Source organism: Nocardia sp. GTS18 (assembly GCF_013839555.1).
GTDB classification, from domain to species: Bacteria; Actinomycetota; Actinomycetes; order Mycobacteriales; family Mycobacteriaceae; genus Nocardia; species Nocardia rosealba.
Window position 1 is genome coordinate 18,013 of record NZ_JACBIU010000028.1, and the last position, 18,048, is coordinate 36,060.

Below are 18,048 nucleotides of genomic sequence, written 5' to 3' on the forward strand. Positions count from 1 at the left end.
GTCTCATTTCTCGATGAGGGAATCGGTCAGTTTGCGGAGCAGAGTGCGAAGGGCTGCGGCTTCGTCGCCGGTCAGACCTGCGGCTTGCGCCATTTCCGTGGGGATGGCGCAAGCTCGGGCGCGCACAGCCCGCCCGTGATCGGTGAGCACGATGTCGACGCGGCGTTCGTCGTCGGCCGCGCGCCTGCGTTGCACGAACCCGGTTGCTTCCAGCCGCTTGAGCAGCGGTGACAGAGTGCCGGAGTCCAGATCGAGCGCCCTGCCGAGCTCGCCGACGCTGCGGCCGTCGCGTTCCCACAGCGCCAGCATCACCAGGTACTGCGGGTAGGTGAGCCCTAGTTGTTCCAGTTTCGGACGGTAGACCGCCGTCATCGCTCGCGAGGCCGCGTAGAGCGGGAAGCACAGCTGCTCGTCGAGGGTGAGTCCGTCGGTCATGAGAAAAACCATAGCGCACAATTAAGTTGTGTGCAATCAAATAGGTCGATGGCTACCCTCGGTGGCCGAGGCGGCTAGGAGTGGCGCCTACGGACCGGAGTCGGCAGCTGAACCGTCCTCGAGCAATGCGCGTACCCGTTCATACCGCCGCATCCACCACTGGGCCCGCTCGGCATCCGGATGCCGGTATCGATCCATCGCCGCGGGATCGGGTTCCGGCGCACTGGTCGGCACCGCCAACCACCCGTCCACCGGTCGCAGCGAATCGGCAACGAGATCGCCCTCGAACAGCGCGAGAGTGCCGAGACCGCAGGCGAATTCGAGCTCCGGCAGCGTCCCGGCCAGGGCGATCTGGGCTGCCAGCCCCACACTCGTCTCCAGTGCCGACGACACCACCGTCGGCAGCCCGGCGGCCTCGGCGACCGCGAGCGCCCGCCGCACCCCACCCAGCGGCGTGCATTTGAGCACCGCAACATCCGCCGCGCCTGCCACCGCAACGCGCAACGGGTCCTCCGCCCGCCGGATCGACTCGTCGGCCGCGATCGGCACCGAGACCCGCGCCCGCACCTCAGCGAGTTCCTCGATGCTCCGGCACGGTTGCTCGACGTACTCCAATCCGCCCGCCGCCGAATCGATTTCCCGAATTCGCCGCACCGCTGTCTCGACATCCCACGCCGCATTGGCGTCGACCCGGACGGCGCCGGAATCCCCGAGCGCCGCCCGCACCGCCGCCGCCCGCGCCAGATCCTCGGCCGACGAATCAGGATGATCGGCGACCTTAACCTTCGCTGTCGCACAACCGGATTCACGGACGATTCGCGCCGCACGCTCGGGATCTACGGCAGGCACAATGCAGTTCACGGGCACCCGCTCCCGCACCGGCGCAGGCCACCCGATCGTCGCCTGCTCGACAGCGGTAGCCAACCACCCCGCCGCCTCCCGATCGTCGTACTCGGGAAACGCGCAGAACTCTCCCCACCCGTTCTCCCCCCGAATCAGCATCCCCTCGCGCACGGTGATCCCCCGAAACCGCGTACGCAGCGGAATCGCATAAACGAAGGTCTCGAAGTCCACGCCATCACCCTAAGCGTTGCGCAGTATCGGACAGGGTGACCTGCGCTGCCTACTTGTCCGCCGGACCGTAGAAGTCAGGGCGCAGGCCAGACCACAGAAACGAGCGCGGTCGGATACGTCGCACCGGTGACGGGTCTCGGCCGTAGCCGAGGACGACCGTCGGCGGCGGCATCCGCGTGGACGCCGCCGACGACCGCACTCACAATCTTTCGATGATGGTCGCGTTGGCGAGCCCGCCCGCTTCGCACATGGTCTGCAAGCCATAACGCGCGCCACGCTGGTGCAGGGCGTGTACCAGGGTGGTCATCAGACGTGCCCCGGAGGCACCGAGCGGGTGACCGAGGGCGATGGCACCGCCGTTGACGTTCACCTTGCTGAGGTCGGCGCCGGTTTCCTGCGCCCAGGCCAGGACGACGGGCGAGAACGCCTCGTTGATCTCGATCAGGTCGATGTCGGACAGGTCGAGGCCCGCCCGGCGCAGCACCTTCTCGGTCGCGGGGATCACCGCGGTGAGCATGAGCAACGGGTCGTCGCCCGCGACGGCGAAGCTGTGCAGCCGGGCAAGCGGGCGCAGGCCGAGCTGCTCGGCCCGCTCACCCGACATGATGAGCACGGCCGAGCTGCCGTCGCTGACCTGGCTGGCGGAGGCGGCGGTGATCTCCCAGCCGATCTGCGGGAAGCGCGCCGCCATGGCCGGGTCGTAGTAGGCGGGCTTCAGCTTCGCCAGCGTTTCGAGGGTGGAGCCGACGCGAATGCCCTCGTCGGCGGTCAACCCGTTCAGCGGGGCGAGTTCGTCGGCGAAGAGCCCATCTTTCGTTGCGCGGGCGGCCTTTTCGTGGCTGTTCAGCGCGAACTCGTCGAGCTGGGTGCGGCTCAGCCCCCACTTGGCGGCGATGAGCTCGGCGCTGATGCCCTGCGGGACCAGGTCCTCCGGATACCGCTGCGCGAAGGCGACCCCGGACAGATCGGCGGCCCCGACCGCACTGGCGCCCATCGGGACTCGCCCCATGGACTCGACGCCTGCCGCGACGACGATGTCGTACGCGCCCGCGATGACGCCTTGCGCGGCGAAGTGGATGGCCTGCTGGCTGCTTCCGCACTGCCGGTCGACGGTGGTCGCCGGCACCGACTCGGGGTACCCGGCGGCCAGTGCGGCCCGCCGGGTCATATTCACGCCCTGCTCGCCGACCTGGGTGACGATGCCGCCGATCACGTCGTCGACCAGCGCCGGGTCGATGCCGCTGCGCTCGATCACCGCGCGCAGGCTGTGCGCGAGCAGGTCGACGGGATGGACGTCGTGGAGTGCGCCGTCGGGTTTGCCCCGGCCGATGGGGGTGCGTACCGCTTCGACGATGACCGCGTCTCGCATGGGAGTCCTCTTCCCTCTGGCTATATCAGACAATAGCCAGATTAGACGCTAACTATCATTTGCTCAAGTCAGGGAGGCGTATGATGACGGCTATGGCAGCGGTGATGGAAGGACCCTTGGCCGATCTGAGCAGGTGGGAGACCGAAGGCTGTTCGATCGCCAGAGCCATGGAGCTCATCGGCACCCGCTCGGCCGTCCTCATCCTGCGCGAGGCCTACTACGGCACCACCCGCTTCGACGGCTTCGCCCGCCGCGTCGGCATCACCGATGCGGCTGCGGCGAGCCAGCTCCGCAAACTCACCGCGGCGGGCATCCTGGAAAAGCGCCCCTACCAGGAAGAAGGCAAGCGCACCCGGCACGAGTACATCCTCACCCAGATGGGCAGGGACCTACTCCCGGCGGTCGTGGCGCTGTGGCAGTGGGGCGACACCTACCTCCAGCCGGGCCCGGCGCCGCTACTGCGCGTCGATACCGAAACCGGCGAACCGGTCCGGGCGCGGCTCACCACACCCACCGGCACACCGGTCGAACTCGAACAGCTCACCGTTCGCGTCAACCCGGACTACCTGCGTGCCCGCAAGAAGGCGGGCCGCCGACCGGATGGCACCGGTGCCTGATCGGTACGACGACGGAAGCCGACCGCACCGATGATGCGGTCGGCAGGTCAGGCCGATCAGCGCAGCCGCTGACCGTTCTCCGTGCTGAAGAAGTAGAGGTTCGCCGGATCAGTGGTGAGCGAAAGCTGTTCGCCCTTGGCCGGTGGGTTGCGCCAATCCACCCGCGCCACAAGGGTTTCCCCGGACGTGCCGCTCGCGCCGGTGGAGAGTGCTCGGCCGTAGACGTAGGCGTCGGAACCCAGTTCCTCCACCACGTCCACCTCCATCTGCATCCCCTGACCGCCGACCTCGAGATGCTCGGGGCGGATGCCGAGCACGACCGAACCCTCACCCGCGTCGGCCACCGCGCGCGGCACCGGCACGGGGTAGCCACCGATGGTGACGGTGCCGTCGGTGACTGGCAGGGTGAACAGATTCATCGCGGGCGAGCCCATGAACCCGGCCACGAAAACATTCGCAGGGTCGCGGTACAGGTCGCGCGGCGACGCGCACTGCTGCAGCAGGCCGTCCTTGAGCACGGCGACGCGGTCGCCCATGGTCATGGCCTCGACCTGGTCGTGGGTGACGTACACCGTGGTCGTCCCGAGCCGCCGCTGCAACTGGGCGATCTGGGTGCGGGTCTGCACGCGCAGCTTGGCATCGAGGTTCGACAGCGGCTCGTCCATCAGGAACACCTGCGGCTGCCGCACGATCGCGCGCCCCATCGCCACGCGCTGGCGCTGACCACCCGAGAGTGCCTTGGGCTTGCGGTCCAGGTATTCGGTGAGGTCGAGCAATTCGGCTGCCGCGCGCACCCTTTCATCGCGTTCGGTCTTGGACACCTTGGCCAGCTTCAGCGCGAAACCCATGTTCTCCGCGACCGACATGTGCGGGTAGAGCGCGTAGTTCTGGAACACCATCGCGATGTCGCGATCCTTGGGTTCGGCGTGGGTCACATCGTTGTCGCCGATGAGGATGCGCCCGCCGTTGACCTCCTCGAGGCCGGCGAGCATGCGCAGCGAGGTGGACTTGCCACAGCCGGAGGGGCCGACGAGGACGAGGAATTCGCCGTCGGCGATTTCGAGGTCGAGGGCGTCGACGGCGGGTTTGCCCGCACCGGGGTATAGCCGGGTGGCGCCTTCGAAGGTCACGGTAGCCATGCGTAGATCATTCTTCCCATCCCGGCAGGAACGTGCCGGACGATCCGAGAACAGGGTCGGCTCGGATCGTAGCGGCCCGGTGCTCCGGACGTGCTGCGGTAGCCTCGGTTCCCGAGCCCACCGAGTACCGAGGAGCGCGGTATGAGTCGTCCAGTTCGTATCGGAGTCCAGCTTCAGCCCCAGCACGCACCGGATTACGGGCTGATTCGTGATGCGGTGTTGCGGGCCGAGGACGCCGGGGTGGACATCGTCTTCAACTGGGACCATTTCTATCCGCTCACCGGTGATCCGGCGGGCGCGCATTTCGAATGCTGGACCATGCTCGGCGCGTGGGCCGAGCAGACCGAGCGGGTCGAGTTCGGTGCGCTGGTCACCGGCGGCGGCTATCGCAATCCCGATCTGCTCGCCGATATGGCGCGCACGGTCGACCGGATCAGCGGCGGCCGGTTGATTCTCGGCATCGGTGCGGGCTGGTTCCAGCGCGACTACACCGAGTACGGGTACGAATTCGGTACGGCCGGTAGCAGGCTGAACCTGTTGAAGGACAACATGTCCCGGCTCACCGCCCGCCTGCGCGTGCTCAGTCCGCCGCCGGTGCGTGATATCCCGATCCTCATCGGTGGCGGCGGCGAGCGCAAAACGCTGCGCCTGGTCGCCGAGTACGCCGACATCTGGCATTCCTTCGTCGACGTGGAGACGCTGGCGCACAAGAACAAGATCCTGGCCGAGCACGCCGCCGCCGTCGGCACCGACGAGAGCCGCATCGAACGGTCGGTGCAGTGGCAGGGCCGGGCGCAGGCCGAACAGTTGCGCGCGGCGGGTGTGAGCCTGTTCACCATCGGCGTCTCCGGTCCCGACTACGACCTCGCCGAGGTGCGCCGCGCGATCGAGTGGCGCGACGAAGTGAACCCGGAATTACTGGAAGGCCTCGCATAAAATCTTTGACCTGCCCGGATGCACCACACCAGGCGCGGGTGGCGAGTGGGGACACGGGCGGGCATTAGGGTCTATCGGCATGGCAGGTGTGCGTGCTGTGCGAACCCGGGCGCGGATTGCCGCGCTGTTGCTCCTCGTCGGCGTGGCCGCGACCGGATGCGGTGGCTCCGGTGGCGAGACGTCGACGGGTGACCTGTGCTCGCCTCCGGGCCAGAGCGCGGCGGCCGCGGCGCCGACCAATCTCGCCTCCTCCGAGACTGCGGGCACCGACCGCTACACGACCCCGACCACGGTGCCGCTCGAGTCGATCGACACCAGCAAGCTCGGCCTGCTCAGCCCGGGCAAGCTCAGCGTCGGCACTCTCTCGGACGCGCCGCCGAGCATCTGTGTGAACGGCCAGGGCACCTTCACCGGTTTCGACAACGAACTGCTGCGTGAGATCGGCGCGAAACTCGGCCTGCAGGTGGAGTTCTCGGGCACCGAGTTCGCCGGGCTGCTCGCCCAGGTGGCGGGCAAGCGCTTCGATGTCGGTTCGTCCAACATCACCACCACCGATGCCAGGCGCGAACTCGTCGGCTTCACCAACGGCTACGACTTCGGCTATTTCTCGCTGGTGGTTCCGCAGGGTTCGGCGGTCAAGGGCTTCGGTGATCTGAACTCGGGTTCGCGGATCGCCGTGGTGCAGGGCACCGTGCAGGACGAGTTCGTGGTGAACCAGCTGCGCCTGGACCCGGTGAAGTTCCCCGACTACAACACCGCGTACGCGAATCTGAAGTCCGGCCAGGTCGACGCCTGGGTCGCCCCGTCGGCGCAGGCCGAGGGCGCGATCAAACCCGGCGACGGAATCGTGGTGTCGGAGAACACCTTCAGCCTCGACAACTTCGTCGGCTACGCGGTGGCCAAGAACAACCAGCCGCTCATCGACGCCCTCAACGCGGGCTTGGACGCGGTGATCGCCGACGGCACCTACGCGCGCCTCTACGCCGACTGGGTGCCGCGCGAGCTGCCACCGGGCTGGAAGCCGGGCTCCAAAGCCGCACCGGCGCCGCAGCTTCCGGACTTCGCTGCCATCGCCGCGAGCAAAGACCCCGGCGAAGCCGAAGTGGCGCAACAGAAATCGACCATCCAGCAGTTGAAGGACACCTTCTTCGACTGGTCGCTGTACACCAAGGCCTTCCCCGACCTCATCAAGACCGGTCTGCCGAATACGCTGATCCTGGCCGTGGTTTCGGGTGTCCTCGGCACCGTGCTCGGCATGCTGCTCGCGGTGATGGGAATCTCGCGCACCCGCTGGTTGCGCTGGCCCGCCCGCGTGTACACCGATATTTTCCGCGGCCTGCCCGCCGTGGTCATCATCCTGCTGATCGGGCTCGGTATCGGCCCGGTGGTTCGTAATGTCACCGGCGGCAACCCGTACTGGCTCGGCGCGGTGGCGTTGGCCTTGCTGGCGGCGGCTTACATCGGGGAGATCTTCCGGTCCGGTATCCAGTCGGTGGAGCCGGGTCAGCTCGAAGCGGCCCGCGCGATCGGGTTCGGGTACCGCCAGGCGATGACTCTCGTGGTGATCCCGCAGGGTGTGCGCCGGGTGCTGCCCGCGCTGATGAACCAGTTCATCGCCCTCATCAAGGACTCCTCGCTCATCTACTTCCTCGGGTTGCTCGCTTCCCAGCGCGAGCTGTTCGCGGTCGGCCGCGACCTCAACGCCCAGACCGGCAACCTGTCCCCGCTGGTCGCGGCGGGTCTGATGTATCTGGTGCTGACCATCCCGCTCACCCACCTGGTGAACTACATCGACCGCCGGATGCGCACCGGAAAACCGGTTCCCCCGGTCGATCCGCTCGAACAGGCCGTCATCACGGAAGGCCGGGGCGCATGACCGCCACGCCCGCCCGCGCTTGCGAAGGAGTTACAGCTCGATGAGTGCATCCCTGACCGGTACCGGCCTGCATCTGACGCTGGGCAACAATCACATCCTGCGCGGCGTCGACATCCACGTCGACGCGGGCCGGACCACCACCGTCATCGGGCCGTCCGGTTCCGGCAAGTCGACCCTGCTGCGGGTGCTCAACCGCCTGCACGAACCCGATTCCGGCGACATCCTCCTCGACGGTGAATCGGTGCTGCGCGAGAACCCCGACCGGTTGCGTCAGCGCATCGGCATGGTGTTCCAGCAGTTCAACCTGTTCCCGCACAAAACGGTCGCCGACAATATCGCCCTCGGACCGCGCAAACTGCGCGGGCTCTCGACCGAGCAGGCACGGGCGCTCGCGGTGGAGCAGCTCGAGATCGTCGGCCTTGCCGACAAGGCCGACGCGCGACCAGGTTCGCTGTCGGGTGGTCAGCAGCAGCGCGTCGCCATCGCCCGCGCCCTCGCCATGAAACCGGAACTGATGTTCTTCGACGAGGCCACCTCCGCGCTCGACCCCGAGCTGGTGAAGGGCGTGCTCGCGCTCATGGCCGACCTCGCCGCCGGCGGCATGTCGATGATCGTGGTGACCCACGAGATGGGGTTCGCGCGCAGCGTCTCCGACAGCGTGGTGTTCATGGATCAGGGCCAGGTCGTGGAGACCGGCGCGCCCGGCGAACTGTTCGACGATGCCAAGACCCCGCGTCTGCGCCGCTTCCTCGATCAGGTCCTCTGACCAGCACGAAGGGCTCGCAGCAACGTATGCGCAACTGCTAATGTCGGGAGAGTTGCAAGCTCGATTCGACCCGGAGGAGAGCAGATGACCACCGCGCACGCCGAACATCCGCAGCACACCCACGTCCACGGCCCCACCTGTGGGCACGTCGCCGTCCCCCACCAGGACCACGTCGACTACGTCCACGACGGGCATTTGCACCGCGAACACGAGGGCCACTTCGACGAGTGCGAACCCTCGTCACACGTCGCCTGCTCCAACCACGACCACGTCCACGGCCCCGGCTGTGGGCACGTCGCCGTCCCACACAACGACCACGTCGACTACATCCACGACGGCCACCGCCACGCACCCCACGACGGGCATTACGACGACCACTGACCGCCCCGGCACGCGGCCGCAGCCACTGCGGGTCTTCGAGGATGTCGCTGAAAGCGGGGGCGGCTGAACCGAGACATCGCCGTCGCGGCCGAGACCGGGGTTGCGGTCGGGATCGCCGGTTGAGCGGTCGCGGTGGTTGCGCCGCCGACCAGGAAAGCTGGTCAATCGGTGACAGTGGCGAAGGCCGACCAGAGGAGCGGGGAGTTCTCGGGGGTCGGGGTGGTTTGCCATGCTGCGAGCTGGGTTCGTTGCCAGTTCAGGAGGGTCGATACCGGGGTGGGGGAGTCGTGGGCGGTGTCGACGGCGCGGATGGCGGCTTGCAGCGGGTAGCCGGTCGTCGCGGTGAGGGTGTGGAAGGCGTGGTCGGTGGGCAGCGGCCAGCGGGTGGCGGTGACTAGTTCGGCGCCTGCCGACAGCGCTGCGGTTGTCAGGCCGAGGGCTTCGGTGAAGCGCTGGTCGCCACCGCTTTCGCAGGCGATGAGCGCTACCCGGCTCGGCATCGGCCACAGGTCGCGGCCGGGGACCGGGGCGGGGTCGAGGGTGTAGGTGCCGAGCAGCAGGTCCTTGGCCGACAGCGGGCGGTGGGAACGGGTCGGCGCCGCGAAGCCACGAGTGTCCGTGGTGCACGCCAGGTGCAGTTGCGCGTGCTCGCTTTCCCCGGACTCCGGTGCGGGTGCGGTGACATGGCCGACGTAGATCAGGCGGCTCGCGCCCGCGCGGAGTGTGTCGGACAGCCAGTCGCGGTCCAGATCGGTGCGACGGAACAGTTCCACCGGATCGGCGACCGTCGGCACGACGCGGTCACCGTAGGTACTGAAATGTTGCGCCACAACGGAATCCGCACTCGGGCGGCCGAGCACCGACCCGAGCTCGGAGTCCGCGCGGTAACCGGGGACTCGCGGATCCAGCACCGCCACCACCGGCAGGTCCCGGGTCTCACTCCAGCGCCGCACCATTCGATCCGGTGCCCGAACCACCGACACCGGCGCCAGCAGGCTCACATCGGCGATATCGAGGAGCCGGATCGCCGGATCGGGCGCGATGATCTCCCACGGAACCTGGGCGAGCCGAGGCGACGGCTGAATCCGCAGATGCGGTCGAGTCCCCCGCTGCGACAGTTCGTACAGTTGCACCGCCAGCCCGTATGGGAGCAGTGCCCGCGACAATGCCTGCGCCAGTGCGTTTTCCGCCTCGGGATCGACCAGTGCGCCCTCGGTCATCACCCGGCTCAACTCGTCCGGGCGGCTGGGGTCAGGCACAGCGGCGGCCAGCTGTCGCAACACCGCACGCACATCATCACGCGGCAGCATCGCCACCCCGCGCGCCGAAGTGTCGCCGACCCACCTCCAGGAAACGTAGACGTCGCCGGCATCGGCCATCCGGATCAGCGTGGTCGGCTGTTCAATGCTCACGGTCACTCACTCATTGCTCTCGGGGTCGACAGCCGCAGACACGGACTCGTGGCGCGCACGCACTCGCCGGCTTGCCGATTGCCGGGCGCCGGCTGGTTGCTTGCGGGGGAGCGGGCGCCGGCTCGTTGCGCTCGGGAGTGCGGCGGTCACAGGGCGATCACCCGTTCGTCGCGGATCAGCCGGCCGTACCGCTGCTCGGCGTGGGAAATGTAGTCGGACAGGAGGAGTCGACCGTTATCGGAAAGGCGGGGCGGTGGGGAGACGGGGATTCCTGCTGCTGCGGCTACGTCGGCGAGGGCGGTGCCGAGGTGAAGGGCTGGGGTCGCGTCGTCGGGTGGGGGCGGGTCGATCAGCTCGAATTCGAGAGTGGCCGAGGGCGGTTCGGCCAGGAACCCGACATCGAGAGCTGTTCCCGCGCAACGGCTGTCGACCAGGTCTGCAACCAATTGCCCGTCTCCGGTACGGGCCGCGCACTGAAAGGCCAGGCGCATGGCGGGTTCGGCGACCGTGCGGTGCCAGTGTTCGCGCTGGTTCCCGTTGGGCAGGGTGTGGCGGACCGCATCGATGGCCAGCGCGGCAGGGACCGCGAGGGTGAGCGCGCGCGACAGTGTGGCCGGATCGGGCTGAGCGTCGGACTCGATCCTCCGGTGCAACAATTCGGCGTGCCAGTAATCGAGCTGCGCGCAGTGCATTCCGAGACCGTGTTCGGCGTAGACCTCGAACGACATCGCGAGCAGTTCCTCCGCGAGGGCGAGATCGTCCTCGGCAGCGGCGACGGTGGCCAGCCGCAACCGCACATCGGCCGCGTCGAGCACCGCACCGGCCTTGTCGAAACAATCGAGCGCATGCCGATATCGGGCGCGCGCGGTGTCGAAGTCACCCCTGCCTTCTGCCAGGTAGCCGTAGGTTTTCGCGCCGATACCCGCGCGATGCTCCAGCTCGGCTCCCGTGAAGAATCCCTGGCTGGCCGCCAACGGCTCCTCGGCATCGCCGAAGCGGCCCGACCGCACGAACATGATGGCCAGGTTCTGCTGGGTTTCGGCCACGGCCGCGGCATCGCCCGCCGCCTCGAACGCGGCCAGCGCCTGCTGCGCGAAGTCGACGGCCAGTTCGCGACGACCGATCTCGAACGACGCGGCCGCCAGATTCATCAGCGGATGACCGATCAGCTCGGGCGCCAGCCGGCGCGTCACCTCGAGCGACTCGGCGGCGAGCTCATTGGCCCGCGCCCACTGCTGGCGGTGCAGCGCGACAGCCGTCAGCGAGAGCAGGCACGCCACCGGCAACAAGCCCTGGTCGGTGCCGTCGGCGAGCAGCAGCCGGGCTTCTTCCAGCGTCTCCTGGGCGGAATCGAGTTCACCCAGATGCTGGTATGCCTGCGACAGATTGACCAGTGCGGCCGGTCGTTGATGCGCCGCCTCGGCCGGCATCACGGCAAGCGCGGTCCGCATCAGACTCACCGACCGTCGATGCTCGCCCAGCTCGTCGGCCATGCTCGCCGCATTGATCAGCGCGGCGCTGCGCAACCTCGGCGGCGCGTCCCGCGCGGCGCGTTCGAAGATCTCCAGCGCCCCGAGCACGTCACCGCGCTGATAGGCCGCATAGCCCGCGGTGAGCTGGTCGTCGTCGCCGTCCGATGTTCTACCGGTCGCTGCCATCGCATCGGCTCCTTGTCGTCCGGGCGCGCTCGGCGATCCGTGCGCGCATCAGAAGTCGTCATCGGATTCGGCGGCCGCGGATTCGGCAGCCAGCAACTGGCCACCCGCCTGCCCGGTGAGTCGGCTGCGGGCGAAATCGCGGATGCGTGCACGCATGTCGGACTCGCCGGGGTAGGTGGTCGCGGGGCCGACACCGGGGACGAAAACCGAGAGAGTGGTGAAGGTTTCGACGCTCTCGGGTAGTCGTATCTCCGCCGACCAGCTGTCCGTCCGCAGATGCAACTCGGTAGTGACGGCGCCCTCGGTTCGGGTGTCCACATCGAGCCGGACATGTGGACGAAGGTGCTCGGGAACGTGCCGTGGGCAGTCCGGCGCGGCGACCACTGTGACCCGCGCTGTCGAAATGCCCGAGGTCCGGGTGACCGTCCAGGACAGCGCGTCGGCGCCCGCGTCGAGAATGCCGGGCGGGCATCGCCGCCAGTCCCAGTCGCCGCTCCCGTGTGCGACGATCAGCCCGTCGCCGGGTTGCTTTCCGCCTGCGGCAAGCGCGTAATCATCGGCGCGAGCGGAGGAGTCGACGACAGGGCGAGATCGCTGGGAGCTCGCCTCTGGGCCTGCGATACGTCGAGGACTCAGCTCCGCAGAATTGTCGATCGGCCCGTCGGCATCTCTCGGAGTAAGTGAGAGTAACTCCGAATCCGCGAGCACCATTTCACACATCTCGCCGAGCTGCCCGATTTCCTCGTCCAGCAGGAGCGGGTCGAGGGCCGGAATGCCGTCGACAGTCGATGCGGGCCACCATCGAGAAGCCCAGTGTGCGTAGGCAAGCCGCCGCAGGGCGGCAACGAGATCGGGTCGGGTCGGTTCGTCGGTGATTTCCCCCTCCGCGCCGTCGGCCACTGCGAGCGCGACATTCTCCCCATAGATTGCCCACAACCAGTCCTGCGCCGCTTCGGGATCGTCGAGCACAGCAGCAGGCACCTGCGGATCATCGAGCACGCTCCAACTGATATGCCCACCAAGGACTTCGAGCACCATCGCGTCCAAGGCGGCCAGGGTGTCGGTGACCAGCGGAGTTTCACCAGGAGTGACGGTCGACAGACCGGCGGAGCGACTGAGCCGAATCATCAACTGGCCCTCGCTTCCTCGATGTCGTCCGCTGCCACGGTGAGCGCCTGTTTCACTCGCGTCCGATGATCGAGCATCACCGACCGCGCGACCCCGTCGAGCAGATCCCACAGCTCGACCGGATCGAATACCGCCAGTTCCCGAACGTCACGCCCGTGCAACCGAACCCACAGTCTGCGCAGGTAGGGCCGCCACGGTGTCCGCAGTTCAGCGGCGACCACCGCCAGCGGTCCGTTCACCGCCTCACCGAGGTGCACCGAGTAGCGTCGTGCTTGCAGGACGTACGCTTCCCGCCGCCATCGCGCGTTCACCACCGCGTGCGCCCGCGACCCGGTACCGGGCTCGCCGGCGTCCGCCCACTGCCCCTTCGAGCCGCACTGGGCAGCCCCGCCATCCGTGCCGATAGGAACCCGCGCCCCTACGCTGCTCTCCGCCGAAGGTGTGGTGCCGGTAGGTAGTCCCGCTTCCGGCCCATCCTGCTCCGATTCCGCAGATCGTTCGCCACGAGCGCCGGACGACTCTGTCCCGACCAGGGCCCGCACGAGAGGTATCGCACCCAACGGTGAAAGCCCGAGGGCCAGTTCGCAACCAGCCGCCGCTGTCACGCGTAGAGACTCGTCGAGCAACCCCCACGGCGAACAGCTCCGGGTCACCTCGGTGCTCACCAACGTCGGCAGGTCGGGCAGATCGGTCCGGTCGATGCTGCCCTGCAGAACGGTGAAGACACGTTCGTAGATGCTCCGGTCGAACGGGAGCGCGAGGGTGGCGGTCGATGCGGTGGCGCCGACAACGGGGCGTGGTGGGCATTCGTGCACGGTCAGGCCCAGGTCGTCGGCACCGTGCCTGGGATGCGGGCGCCACAGGGCGATTCCTCGGTGGGTGCCGACCTTGTCCTCGATCAGCTCGTCGAGCAGCGGGCCGGCGTCGGCGGGGTCACCCTCGCGGGCCAGAGTGCTCGCGTCGAGTAGTTCGATCAGCGCGGAGGCGAGGTCGCGCGCACCAGAGTTCGCCAATGGCCGTGTGCGCCAAGCGGACTCGATGAGCGATGTCAGTTCGGCGAGCCGGTTCGGTTCGGTCACCAGGTTTTTCAGCGCCGTCGTCGTGCGTCCGCCCGTTCCCTCGTGCACCTCGCGTAGCACCGCGACGGCACGCTCGCGGGCATCCGCTCCCGGTTCACCGTGCAGAGTCGCCAGTTCGAAGCACCGCTGGAAGTACAGATCCTGCGCGTTGCCCTCGGTGATCCGTAAGGCGCGCCGCGCCTGCTTGAGCACGGTGAACCAGCTCGCGCACGCCCGCAGCGCATCGGAACGCGCGAGTACCAGGGAGGTCAGCAAGGTGACGCCGTCGGCATCGAGGACGCTGCCCGCGCACCGCGGATGCTGCACCGGCCGGATCACCAGCGGGTCGAGGATCAGTTTCACGGTGCGCCGCAACGGCGCACCCTGTGGTCCGCTCAAGGCGTCGACACCGTCGAGCCCGCGCCACACCTCGTCGAGCACCATGGCGCGGGGTCTTCGCATTCGACCAGGGTAACCGCAGGTCAGCCGACTGTCCGAGGGAAAACTTGGGATCGGTAGGCTGCGCGCGATTTCTACCTTTCTCGCAACGGGTTCACCGACCCGCTCACACCGAGAGAGAACGGAAACACCATGAACACCAAGCTGATCGCCACCCTCGCCGCCGCCTCCGCCGCGACCGCCCTGTTCGTCACCGGCTGCAGCGACACCGGCAGCTCCACCAGCACCCCGTCGAGCACCGCCGCCCCGGCACCGGCCGCGGGCAAGTCCACCGCCAGCGTCGACGGCAAGGAACTGACCGCGAAGTTCGACACCACCTGCGCCAAGCAGGCCGGAACACTGGCACTCGCCCTCACCGACACGGCCAACGCCACCTACGGCAGCCTGTCGGTGAGCGCGACGCTGGAGGGTGAAACGGTGCAGGCCGTCGCCATCGCGGGCAGCCAGGGCGGGTCCAGCGGCATGCCGTACGCCGTCGGCTACGGCAACGGCCAGCCCGGCGGCTCGGCCACCCTCGCCAAGGACGGCAACACCTTCCGCGTCACCGGTGAGGGCGTCGGCGCCCCCGACATGACCAACCCGCTGGCGGGCCCGTCGACGGTGAAGTTCGACATCACCTTCGCCTGCTCCACCATCGTCGGCTGACCTGACCCCCTGATCGCGATCCGGTCGCATCCATCCCGAGGAGAATCATGAAATCCAAGCTGCGTGCGGCCGCGGTCGCCTTCGGAATCCTGGCCATCGGCTACTACCTCTACTACGGCCTCACCTACACCCCCGACGAATTCACCGGCACCATGCTCGGCTGGGTCGGCCCGCAGATGGCGTTGCCCATCATCGCGCTGACGATCGTGCCGATGGTCTTCGCCTTCACCGGCGACGGCATCTTCGAGGCCTTCACCGGGCGCAACAGCTCGGAGTTCCGGGGCGGTGAGATCGGTATCGGCACCATCACCTCGTACCGTCAGACCGGAGTGTCGGTGAACGACCAACCGCAGGTCAGGATCGAATTCCGGGTCGAGGGCGCCGACGGCAAGACCTTCGACTCCCACGCGAAGATGATCGTGCCGCTCACCGAACTGGCACTGCTGCGACCCGGTGTGGTGCTGCCGGTGCGATACCTGCCCGGCCGCACCGACAAGGTGGAGGTCGACCGCTCCGGCGATGCAGGCGCCGCCCAGCGCGCCATGAACGAATCGCTCATCCGCAAGGGCATCACCACCCGCGACAAGCTCGACATCGCCGAACGCGGCATCGCCGCCCAGGCGGTGGTCCGCAGCCTGGATGTGCCCGGTCGGATCCGGGGCGGGTACACCGAGGTGGTGCTCGGACTGGTGGTCACCCGGCCCGACGGCAGCACCTTCCAGACCGGTGCCGAGAAGTACCTGCCGCCAACCGCGATCGGATCGGTGCAGGTGGGACGCATCATCGGCGTCCACTACCTGCCCGGTGACGAACAGGAGGTGGTGATCTCACTGCCCATCAATGCCTGACCCACCACCCACTCGGCGCGTGCTGCCCACGCGCCGAGTTTTGGTCGTGCGTTCACCTTCACGTTCCCGACGGCTCGCCTGCGCTGCCTACCGTGCCGGAAACCGCACTAATCAGGAGTAACCGTGAGTCTGAAACCGCTCGCCCTTTTCGTCACCCACGACGGTCAGTCGTCACGCTCGGCCATCACCTGCGAATACAAGTGCGGCAACGCCTGCTTCCACGAGGTCCCCAACACCTCCGACGGCGAGTACTTCGGTGACATCGTCGCCCGGCTGAACCGTCGCGGACTCATCAAGGGCGGCGCCGCGGCAGTGCTCGCCGTCGGCGCCGCGAGCATGCTCGCCGCCTGTGGCGACGACAGCTCCGACACCGGTTCGGCCGGCTCGCCCGGCACCGGCACCGGCTTCACCCCCGTCGCGCCGAACAAGGAAGACGCCGTCGTCGTCCCCGAGGGCTACGAGCAGTCGGTGCTGATCCGCTGGGGTGACGCGGTGATCGAGGGCGCACCCGCCTTCGACTTCGAGAAGCAGACTCCGGCCGCCGCCGCCAAGCAATTCGGCTACAACTGCGACTTCGCCGGCCTGCTGCCCATCGAGGGCGAGGCCGACAAGTACGTGCTGGTCGTGAGCCACGAGTACAGCACCGAGCCGATGATGTTCCGCGGCTACAACAAGGACGCGCCGACCCGCGAGCAGTTCGAGATCGCCCTCGCCTCGCACGGCCTGAGTGTTGTCGAGGTGCACGGGCAGGCCGGCTCGGGTCAGCTGAAGCCGGTGTTCGGCAAGTACAACCGTCGCATCACCGCGACAACCGAGTTCGAGGTGCGTGGTCCGGCTGCCGGGAGCGCGCTGCTGAAGACCAAGGCCGACCCGACCGGTACCAAGGTGCTCGGCACCCTGAACAACTGCTCCGGTGGGGTAACCCCGTGGGGCACCGTGCTTTCCGGTGAAGAGAACTTCAACCAGTACTTCGGCAACGCCGAGAAGGTGACCGACGCCGATGTCGCCAAGAAGCTGAAGCGCTATGGCATCGAGGGTGGCGCGTCGGAGCGTCGCTGGGAGAACTTCGATCCCCGTTTCGATCTCACCCAGGAACTCAACGAGGTGAACCGCTTCGGTTACGTCGTGGAGGTGAATCCGTGGGATGCCTCGTCGGCGCCGGTGAAGCACACCGCCCTCGGCCGCTTCAAGCACGAGGCCGCGACCATCCACGTCACCGCCGACGGCAGCGTCGTCGCCTACAGCGGTGACGACGAGCGCTTCGACTACATGTACAAGTTCGTCTCGGCCAAGAAGGTGCAGCCGGGCGTCGGTGCGTCGAGCATGCGCCACAACATGACCATCCTCGACGAGGGCACCCTCTACGTCGCCAAGCTCACCGGCGACCACGCCGCCGAGATCGACGGTTCCGGCAAGGTCCCCACCGGCGGATTCACCGGTAAGGGCGAGTGGATCCGCCTGCTCGAGACCGGCGCCGACGGCAAGGGCAAGTCGTTCGTCGACGGCATGTCGGCCGAAGAGGTCGCCGTGTACACCCGCCTGGCCGGTGACAAGGTCGGCGCGACCAAGATGGACCGCCCCGAGGACTTCGAGACCAACCCGAAGACCGGCAAGGTGTACGTGGCGCTGACCAACAACACCAAGCGCGGCGAGGAAGGCAAGCCGGGTCCCGACGAGGCCAACCCGCGCAAGCTGAACAAGAACGGTCAGGTCCTCGAGCTCACCGACAACCACACCGGCACTGAGTTCACCTGGACCCTGCTGCTGGTCTGCGGTGACCCCGCCGCCGCCGACACCTACTTCAGCGGTTTCGACAAGTCCAAGGTCAGCCCCATCTCCTGCCCCGACAACCTGGCCTTCGATCCCTACGGCAACCTGTGGATCTCCACCGACGGCAATGCCCTGAAGTCCAACGACGGCCTGTTCGCCGTGGTCCTCGACGGCCCCAACCGCGGTGAGACCAAACAGTTCCTCACCGTCCCCCGCGGCGGCGAGACCTGCGGTCCGATCATCACCGAGAAGCAGGTCATCGTCTCCGTCCAGCACCCCGGCGAGTCCGACGACGCCACGGTCGACAAGCCCCTGTCGAACTGGCCCGACGGCGGCACCACCCAACCCCGCCCGTCGGTCGCGGTGGTCTGGAAGAAGAACGGCGGTCGCATCGGCGTCTGACCCGCGCCGACACCCGATTTGCTGACGAAGCCGCTACCCGACTGGGCGGGTAGCGGCTTTGTCATGTCACCGCCG

At 67.8% G+C, this 18,048-nt stretch carries 16 protein-coding genes; 8 read left to right on the forward strand and 8 right to left on the reverse strand.

Features of this window, described 5'->3' with window-relative positions; all coding sequences use genetic code 11:
• Positions 1–3 precede the first annotated feature (3 nt).
• From HYG95_RS19555 to HYG95_RS19565, 3 genes are all read right to left on the reverse strand, one after another.
• The gene (locus HYG95_RS19555; RefSeq protein ID WP_181699777.1) at positions 4–435 is read right to left on the reverse strand and encodes a MarR family winged helix-turn-helix transcriptional regulator; all 432 of its coding nucleotides are present in this window, start codon (positions 433–435) and stop codon (positions 4–6) included.
• Positions 436–522: 87 nt separating this feature from the next.
• Positions 523–1,509 carry an o-succinylbenzoate synthase gene (locus HYG95_RS19560; protein ID WP_181699779.1) on the reverse strand — a complete coding sequence of 329 codons (987 nt, stop codon included), beginning with the start codon at positions 1,507–1,509 and terminating at the stop codon, positions 523–525.
• 199 nt (positions 1,510–1,708) lie between these two features.
• Positions 1,709–2,878 (reverse strand): thiolase family protein, encoded by a 1,170-nt coding sequence (locus HYG95_RS19565; RefSeq protein ID WP_181699781.1) that lies wholly within the window; start codon positions 2,876–2,878, stop codon positions 1,709–1,711.
• A gap of 92 nt (positions 2,879–2,970) precedes the next feature.
• Between HYG95_RS19565 and HYG95_RS19570 the strand changes: the two genes are divergently transcribed.
• Positions 2,971–3,495, forward strand: a complete 525-nt coding sequence (locus HYG95_RS19570; RefSeq protein WP_255495551.1) for a helix-turn-helix domain-containing protein — start codon at positions 2,971–2,973, stop codon at positions 3,493–3,495.
• Positions 3,496–3,551: 56 nt separating this feature from the next.
• On the opposite strand, the gene HYG95_RS19575 is transcribed toward HYG95_RS19570, so the two are convergent.
• Positions 3,552–4,634 carry an ABC transporter ATP-binding protein gene (locus HYG95_RS19575; RefSeq protein WP_181699785.1) on the reverse strand — a complete coding sequence of 361 codons (1,083 nt, stop codon included), beginning with the start codon at positions 4,632–4,634 and terminating at the stop codon, positions 3,552–3,554.
• A gap of 141 nt (positions 4,635–4,775) precedes the next feature.
• Between HYG95_RS19575 and HYG95_RS19580 the strand changes: the two genes are divergently transcribed.
• The 4 genes from HYG95_RS19580 to HYG95_RS19595 all read left to right on the forward strand — a co-directional run bounded on the left by HYG95_RS19580 (position 4,776) and on the right by HYG95_RS19595 (position 8,593).
• Positions 4,776–5,570 (forward strand): LLM class F420-dependent oxidoreductase, encoded by a 795-nt coding sequence (locus tag HYG95_RS19580; protein WP_067497643.1) that lies wholly within the window; start codon positions 4,776–4,778, stop codon positions 5,568–5,570.
• 79 nt (positions 5,571–5,649) lie between these two features.
• Positions 5,650–7,446, forward strand: a complete 1,797-nt coding sequence (locus HYG95_RS19585) for an ABC transporter substrate-binding protein/permease (RefSeq protein WP_181699787.1) — start codon at positions 5,650–5,652, stop codon at positions 7,444–7,446.
• Positions 7,447–7,486: 40 nt separating this feature from the next.
• Positions 7,487–8,212 carry an amino acid ABC transporter ATP-binding protein gene (locus tag HYG95_RS19590; RefSeq protein ID WP_181699789.1) on the forward strand — a complete coding sequence of 242 codons (726 nt, stop codon included), beginning with the start codon at positions 7,487–7,489 and terminating at the stop codon, positions 8,210–8,212.
• A gap of 84 nt (positions 8,213–8,296) precedes the next feature.
• Positions 8,297–8,593, forward strand: coding sequence for a hypothetical protein (locus tag HYG95_RS19595; RefSeq protein WP_067497651.1), 297 nt, complete (start codon positions 8,297–8,299; stop codon positions 8,591–8,593).
• A gap of 161 nt (positions 8,594–8,754) precedes the next feature.
• Here the strand turns inward: HYG95_RS19595 and HYG95_RS19600 are convergent, their stop codons facing one another.
• The 4 genes from HYG95_RS19600 to HYG95_RS24925 all read right to left on the reverse strand — a co-directional run bounded on the left by HYG95_RS19600 (position 8,755) and on the right by HYG95_RS24925 (position 14,311).
• The gene (locus HYG95_RS19600) at positions 8,755–9,972 is read right to left on the reverse strand and encodes a CHAT domain-containing protein (RefSeq protein WP_181699865.1); all 1,218 of its coding nucleotides are present in this window, start codon (positions 9,970–9,972) and stop codon (positions 8,755–8,757) included.
• Between the two features lie 179 nt (positions 9,973–10,151).
• Positions 10,152–11,663, reverse strand: coding sequence for a lipopolysaccharide assembly protein LapB (locus HYG95_RS19605; RefSeq protein WP_181699791.1), 1,512 nt, complete (start codon positions 11,661–11,663; stop codon positions 10,152–10,154).
• Positions 11,664–11,711: 48 nt separating this feature from the next.
• Entirely contained in the window at positions 11,712–12,791 is a 1,080-nt protein-coding gene (locus HYG95_RS19610; RefSeq protein ID WP_181699793.1) for a hypothetical protein, read from the reverse strand.
• Positions 12,791–14,311 carry a hypothetical protein gene (locus HYG95_RS24925; protein ID WP_255495552.1) on the reverse strand — a complete coding sequence of 507 codons (1,521 nt, stop codon included), beginning with the start codon at positions 14,309–14,311 and terminating at the stop codon, positions 12,791–12,793. Before HYG95_RS24925 ends, HYG95_RS19610 begins: the two co-directional genes overlap by 1 nt.
• Before the next feature lie 129 nt (positions 14,312–14,440).
• Here HYG95_RS24925 and HYG95_RS19620 point away from each other — a divergent pair, with 129 nt between their 5' ends.
• From HYG95_RS19620 to HYG95_RS19630, 3 genes are all read left to right on the forward strand, one after another.
• Positions 14,441–14,953, forward strand: a complete 513-nt coding sequence (locus tag HYG95_RS19620; RefSeq protein WP_181699795.1) for a lipoprotein LpqH — start codon at positions 14,441–14,443, stop codon at positions 14,951–14,953.
• A gap of 47 nt (positions 14,954–15,000) precedes the next feature.
• A complete protein-coding gene (locus HYG95_RS19625) occupies positions 15,001–15,801 on the forward strand; it encodes a hypothetical protein (protein ID WP_181699797.1) in 801 nt (266 codons plus the stop codon).
• 123 nt (positions 15,802–15,924) lie between these two features.
• Entirely contained in the window at positions 15,925–17,973 is a 2,049-nt protein-coding gene (locus HYG95_RS19630; protein WP_181699799.1) for a PhoX family phosphatase, read from the forward strand.
• Positions 17,974–18,048: the final 75 nt, after the last annotated feature.

What these genes read in the sequence shown, in the direction of transcription:
- HYG95_RS19555 (WP_181699777.1), bottom strand. Translation starts at nt 435, where the DNA reads ATGACCGACGGACTCACCCTCGACGAGCAGCTGTGCTTCCCGCTCTAC.
- HYG95_RS19565 (WP_181699781.1), bottom strand. Translation starts at nt 2,878, where the DNA reads ATGCGAGACGCGGTCATCGTCGAAGCGGTACGCACCCCCATCGGCCGG.
- HYG95_RS19570 (WP_255495551.1), top strand. Translation starts at nt 2,971, where the DNA reads ATGGCAGCGGTGATGGAAGGACCCTTGGCCGATCTGAGCAGGTGGGAG.
- HYG95_RS19575 (WP_181699785.1), bottom strand. Translation starts at nt 4,634, where the DNA reads ATGGCTACCGTGACCTTCGAAGGCGCCACCCGGCTATACCCCGGTGCG.
- HYG95_RS19580 (WP_067497643.1), top strand. Translation starts at nt 4,776, where the DNA reads ATGAGTCGTCCAGTTCGTATCGGAGTCCAGCTTCAGCCCCAGCACGCA.
- HYG95_RS19585 (WP_181699787.1), top strand. Translation starts at nt 5,650, where the DNA reads ATGGCAGGTGTGCGTGCTGTGCGAACCCGGGCGCGGATTGCCGCGCTG.
- HYG95_RS19590 (WP_181699789.1), top strand. Translation starts at nt 7,487, where the DNA reads ATGAGTGCATCCCTGACCGGTACCGGCCTGCATCTGACGCTGGGCAAC.
- HYG95_RS19595 (WP_067497651.1), top strand. Translation starts at nt 8,297, where the DNA reads ATGACCACCGCGCACGCCGAACATCCGCAGCACACCCACGTCCACGGC.
- HYG95_RS19600 (WP_181699865.1), bottom strand. Translation starts at nt 9,972, where the DNA reads ATGGCCGATGCCGGCGACGTCTACGTTTCCTGGAGGTGGGTCGGCGAC.
- HYG95_RS19605 (WP_181699791.1), bottom strand. Translation starts at nt 11,663, where the DNA reads ATGGCAGCGACCGGTAGAACATCGGACGGCGACGACGACCAGCTCACC.
- HYG95_RS19610 (WP_181699793.1), bottom strand. Translation starts at nt 12,791, where the DNA reads ATGATTCGGCTCAGTCGCTCCGCCGGTCTGTCGACCGTCACTCCTGGT.
- HYG95_RS24925 (WP_255495552.1), bottom strand. Translation starts at nt 14,311, where the DNA reads ATGCGAAGACCCCGCGCCATGGTGCTCGACGAGGTGTGGCGCGGGCTC.
- HYG95_RS19620 (WP_181699795.1), top strand. Translation starts at nt 14,441, where the DNA reads ATGAACACCAAGCTGATCGCCACCCTCGCCGCCGCCTCCGCCGCGACC.
- HYG95_RS19625 (WP_181699797.1), top strand. Translation starts at nt 15,001, where the DNA reads ATGAAATCCAAGCTGCGTGCGGCCGCGGTCGCCTTCGGAATCCTGGCC.